6 protein-coding genes and 1 pseudogene are annotated in these 5,153 nt (G+C 46.7%); 4 read left to right on the plus strand and 3 right to left on the minus strand.

Annotated elements, in window-relative coordinates; translation table 11 throughout:
* A partial coding sequence (locus T518_RS11020; protein ID WP_036378861.1) for a transposase occupies positions 1-301 on the plus strand: 301 nt, incomplete at its 5' end.
* A 55-nt stretch (positions 302-356) separates the two neighbouring features.
* On the opposite strand, the pseudogene T518_RS12070 reads toward T518_RS11020, so the two are convergent.
* The 3 genes and pseudogenes from T518_RS12070 to T518_RS11030 all read right to left on the minus strand — a co-directional run.
* Positions 357-581, minus strand: a pseudogene (locus tag T518_RS12070) (winged helix-turn-helix transcriptional regulator); the annotation flags it as partial.
* A 270-nt stretch (positions 582-851) separates the two neighbouring features.
* Complete coding sequence (locus T518_RS11025; protein WP_036378919.1) at positions 852-2,153, minus strand: RNA-guided endonuclease InsQ/TnpB family protein; 1,302 nt, start codon at positions 2,151-2,153, stop codon at positions 852-854.
* Entirely contained in the window at positions 2,116-2,757 is a 642-nt protein-coding gene (locus T518_RS11030; protein ID WP_036378921.1) for an IS607 family transposase, read from the minus strand. The genes T518_RS11025 and T518_RS11030 overlap by 38 nt, the downstream gene beginning before the upstream one ends.
* A gap of 191 nt (positions 2,758-2,948) precedes the next feature.
* Here T518_RS11030 and ygiD point away from each other — a divergent pair, with 191 nt between their 5' ends.
* The 3 genes from ygiD to T518_RS11040 form a co-directional block, all read left to right on the plus strand.
* Positions 2,949-3,725, plus strand: coding sequence for a 4,5-DOPA-extradiol-dioxygenase (gene ygiD, locus T518_RS11035; protein WP_036378922.1), 777 nt, complete (start codon positions 2,949-2,951; stop codon positions 3,723-3,725).
* A gap of 337 nt (positions 3,726-4,062) precedes the next feature.
* Positions 4,063-4,860 (plus strand): DUF4352 domain-containing protein, encoded by a 798-nt coding sequence (locus T518_RS11755; protein WP_072003609.1) that lies wholly within the window; start codon positions 4,063-4,065, stop codon positions 4,858-4,860.
* Positions 4,861-4,954: 94 nt separating this feature from the next.
* Positions 4,955-5,153: transposase (locus T518_RS11040; protein ID WP_036378923.1), on the plus strand; the 199-nt coding region annotated here is incomplete at its 3' end.

Consider the following 5,153-nt stretch of genomic DNA (forward strand, 5'->3'; position numbering starts at 1 on the left):
CCGCAGGATGAAGCTGAACAAGGCAGCCGACAAGCTGCTGGATGGCATTGCTGAGACCTTGACGTACATGGACTTTCCGGAAGAACACTGGAAGAAAATCCGTACCAACAACACCATAGAACGCCTCAACCGGGAGATTCGTCGCCGGACGCGCGTCATTGGCACCTTCCCTGATGGAGAGAGTGCGTTGATGCTCGTCTGCGCCAGATTACGTCATGTCGTGAGTTCCCAATGGGGCGCAAAAAAATATATGGACATGAAGCATCTATATGGATGTGATGCCGAGACCATCCTTGACTAATTGCAACGAGGATGCGGTTCATGATTTTGCGAAAGAATATTGACAGTACCTCCACGCGCGGCGGCACCTCTGCATAGACCGTGCGGCTCACGATGCCCTCGCGCTCGAGCGACTTGAGCTGCGACGACAGCGTCGCATGCGTGATGCCCAGCTCGCGCTCGAGCTCATTGAAGCGCCGCGTGCCCTGACTCAGCTCATGCAGCACGAGAATCGCCCACTTCCCCTGCAGGATCTTCTGCGACGTCACGAACGGGCAGATGCCAAATAAGTCTTTCGCCATGATATTCCTCCAATACGCAAGTACTTGATACCTAGTCAAGCAAAATTACCGTTACTGAAAACTTATAAAAAGCCACATCCTGTTGATGAAAAACTGACTTTTATGTTTCGTTCCTCGTTCATCGCATCCGTTTTTGCCCTCCCGAAGGACAAGCTACTTACGTTTGATATAATGCTTCGGAGGCTTTGACATGACACTCCTTGCTCTCGCAAGGAAGTAAGTCTGTTCCCGACTAACGAATCGGTACTTATCTACATGGACTTCTTTCTATCAGCTTGCAGATGTCATTTGCTCTACGTCCCCATAACATTTGAGATTCAGTGCTGCTTGGAAGTCACGATCGATTACATTGCCACATACAGGACAAACGTACATCCTCTCCGACAGGTTCAAGTCTTTCTTTACATGGCCACAGATGACACAAGTTTTGGAACTCGGATACCATCTATCTGCTATGATAACAGATATCTTGGCCCAATGTGCCTTGTATTCAATCTGTCTGCGGAATTCATAAAGACTCTGTTCCTGGATCTTCTCGGATAAATATCGATTCTTCATCATGCCACGGATATTCAAGTCTTCGAGACATACAAAGCTTGGTTTTCGCTTTATGATTGCCGTCGTACTCTGATGCACATGGTTCTGACGAATATTTGCCAGTCTGTGATTGATCCGTAAAAGCTGTTTTTCACTTTTTATAAGGTTGCTCGTTTTGCAGTAACGATCTCCTTTCTTATTCATTTGGTATTTTCGAGATACCTGACGCTGCAACCTGCGTCTTTTCTTCTTGAGTCTTCTTATTGCACGGGTCTTGTTGATATTCCTGACCTTAGTGGCGTCAGAGAGTACCGCCAAGTCCTTAATGCCTAAATCAATGCCAATCCCTTCTGAGCGAGTATATCGACGTTTCCTATAAGCAAAAGACAGCCCGCGCAAAGGTTTCAATTTCCGAGCGGTCTGTATCCCTACCGACAGCCACCAGCGCTCCCCATCGAACGCAATCCGTGGATTCGTGTATTTCGCCAGGACAGGAATCCTATTCCTTTCGGCAAGTCGAATCCAGTTAAGCCGCTGACGGTTCTTCCGCCTGCTTCCTGCAAGGCTTTCTAGTTTGACATGTGTCTCTGTGAACTGGATCTTGACATTGTCCTGATAGAAACGGAAGTCTCCGTTCTTCTTACTCCTGAACTTGGGATGACCGTTCATGTCATAGACGGTTAAACTCTTGCCAATGCGGTTACAATGCGCAATTTTCTTTGAAGTGTACTTGATGTAGCCAGGCTGCTTCTGCTTGCGGAAGAAGTTCTTGTAGGCAATGCACAAGTCTTTGATGGCCTGCTTCGTGACGTTGTTCGATACATCCTGCAACCACTTGTTTTCCTCTGCATGGCGCAGAACCGTGAACTCTTTACGAAGCGCGCTGTCCGTCTGGATTTTGTGTCCCTCAAAGAAATGATCCATCTGCTTGTTCAGTGCCCAATTATAAGCATATCTTGCAGCACCAGCAAATTGAAATAGCTTAGTCTTCTGTTTGTTATTCGGCAACAGCTGTACTCGGATTGACTTTATCATCTGAATCATCTCCTGCCAACTCTTGAATCATCTTCTTTGCCTGATGCGCTCGTTTTCCTTGAAGTTTGCAACTGAATACTGTGATGATTTGCACCAAATCTTCCACCAGTTCCTGCTGTTCACTTTCCCGAGTCGTATCAACAATCTCGATTTTACATCCATGGATTGTGGCAATTGTTTCAAGAAGCTCAAAGCCAAAGCGTAAGAGCCTGTCCTTATAAAGGACAACAACTTTCTCGACTTGATTGACTTCTATCCTGCGAATCAGCTCTTGCAGCCCCTCCTTCGTATAATTGATTCCAGAGCCTATATCTGTGATGATTTCAAATGGATTTCCTTGCGCGTACAGGTAGGTTCTCAAATTCTCTACTTGTCGTTCAAGATCATCCTTTTGCTTGCGGCTTGATACCCTGCAATATCCGATGACTTTTCTGGGCGCGAACTGAATCCCTGTCACAGCACACAATTGCTCTTCTGAATAGTAGCGGTAGCCATTCGTCGAAGTATGATGAGGATGAAGCCGGCCGCTTCTATCCCAGTTTCTAAGAGTTTGTGGGGTGACCCCGATGATTTTAGCAAATTTATTGATTGTATAGTACTTCAATGGTATCACCTCAATACTATTTTACCAATAAATTGTTTTTTAAGCAAGGCTATTTATACTTTTTTACAACTTTATTTTGACTGTCAGCGGCCTTCTTGTCAACATTCTACACGATTTCTATAATATAGACAAGGGAGTTAGTACAGAAACGATACCTTTATAGGAAATACAACGAGAAAAGAGGAATCCCCATGAAAAAGATGCCCGCTGTTTTCGTCGGACACGGCAGCCCGATGATCGCACTCGACCACAATGAATTGACCGACACCTACAACCGCCTCGGAAAGCGCATCCTCGAGGAATTCGGCAAGCCCAAGGCTATCTTGATGATCTCCGCGCACTGGTACACCCACGGCACCCTCGTGCAGAGCGCCGCAAAGCCGCGCCAGGTCTACGACATGTACGGCTTCCCGCCGGAGCTCTACGAACTCAAGTACGAGCCGACCGGCTGCGCAGACCTCACGCGCGACGTCACGGACCTGCTCGGCGCAGACGTCGAAATCGACGACAGCTGGGGCATCGACCACGGCGCCTGGAGCATCCTCGTCCACATCTTCCCCAAGGCCGACATCCCCGTCGTCCAGCTCTCCGTCAACGGCGACATCACCGAGCACGCCGCCTACAAGCTCGGCCAAAAGCTCGCCAGCCTGCGCGAGAAGGGCTACCTCATCATGGGCAGCGGCAACGTCGTCCACAACCTGCGCCGCGTCGAATGGGAGAACGAGCACGGAAATCCCGCCGCCGACCGCTTCGATGAAGCCATAAAAGCAGCCATCGAGCAGCGCGATGACGAAGCCGTCATCGACTACCACCGCCACCCCGACGCCGACTACGCCGTCCCGACCCTCGACCACTTCCTCCCCCTCCTCTACATCCTCGGCGCCTCCAAAGGCGAGACGCCCTATATCTTCAACAACGTCCGCAACCTCGGCTCCATGGCCCTGACCGGCTACGCCTTCGGCCTTTGAGTCTACTCCTCTGGAGAAGTTGCCGAGCCTGTGAGGAGGATGAGGTTTTCCTCTTGCCGCCTCTGACAGAATGACGTATACTGAAAATGCCAAAAGAGTGTCTAATATGGCACCAAGCAAGCCCCCATCTGGAGTGATGACCGGATGGGGGCTTTGCGTTCATTGACATGTTTAAAGGAATTGATTCCAGTAGCGGAATGATAGAATCAATACGATTAAGTGCATAAAATTATATATATTGATACAAAACAAGAAGGATTTTTCAAATCTTTATCGAATTCGTAGATTTAGAGAAGTTTCCTATGATTTTTATAATAAGGGAAAGGAATGATTATCTATGAATTCACACCACTATATAGCAAAAGTTGTATCACTCTTGCTTTCTGTATGCTTGATTGCTGTAATCGCTGGTTGTGGCGGCCCCAAAAAAGTCACAAATCAACAAATGACCCTACAGTTATCGTACGGAGATCGCACTGGCAGTTATACTGGTGAAGTAAATGAACAAAATGAACCAAACGGAAAAGGAAAGTTCGTCACCAAGAACTCCCAGGGACATGAATGGATTTATGAGGGTGAATTCAAAAATGGTCATTTCGAAGGAAAAGGAAAGACTACTTGGACAAATACGAAGATTTATAACGAAGGTACATACAAAAATGATAGGTTGAATGGACAAGGAAAAGCAACATTATCGCAACACGGTAACTTAAAAGAGTATGAAGGAAATTTTGTAGCTGGAATCCCCATGAAAGCTGATTTCATTGGCTTGAATGAAGATGCCAATTATGCTGATTGGACCTATCGCGTGACATCTGTAAAGACACAAAATTCTGCTGGAAATATTCAAGCTAACGGTCAGTTTTTGATTGTTACATTAGATGAAACGAATAATGGAACTGAACCGCGCCAGCCAGGAGCAGGAGAAGTACAATATTTCTTTAAAGTGATTGATATCAGTAATGGTAAAGAATATAGACCAAATGATCAAGCAATGCTTGGAATTCGCATGGCAAACAAATCATTTAATTCTCCTTGGTATTTATCTCAGGTTAGTCCGGGAACAAGCGTCAAGGGTGTTATCTTCGCTTTCGATATCGCAAAAGATACTGACATCAGTAATCTAGAAAGATAAGGTATAATATCTTTCGCAAAATAGAATAAAGACATGGACCTCGTCCTCTGTTACAATTAAGTCGCCAAACAAAAACGCAAAGGAGACGAGATCCATGTCTGACAACATTATACAATTAAATGAGCAAGTAATCAAAGCCGAATTGAAAGATCTGGTCAAGCAGAGCGTCGAAGAGACGCTGAACAACCTGCTGGACCAAGAAGCCGCTGAGTTGACCAACGCTTCTAAGTATGAGCGCACGGAGCAGCGCAAGGGCTATCGTTCCGGCCATTACACGCGGAACCTGCACACCA

Origin of the sequence: Mitsuokella jalaludinii DSM 13811 (assembly GCF_000702905.1) — a bacterium.
GTDB classification, from domain to species: Bacteria; Bacillota; Negativicutes; order Selenomonadales; family Selenomonadaceae; genus Mitsuokella; species Mitsuokella jalaludinii.

Bases quoted from the DNA above. Each gene is read 5' to 3' on its own strand.
- T518_RS11025 (WP_036378919.1), bottom strand. From the start codon at position 2,153: ATGATAAAGTCAATCCGAGTACAGCTGTTGCCGAATAACAAACAGAAG.
- ygiD (WP_036378922.1), top strand. From the start codon at position 2,949: ATGAAAAAGATGCCCGCTGTTTTCGTCGGACACGGCAGCCCGATGATC.
- T518_RS11755 (WP_072003609.1), top strand. From the start codon at position 4,063: ATGAATTCACACCACTATATAGCAAAAGTTGTATCACTCTTGCTTTCT.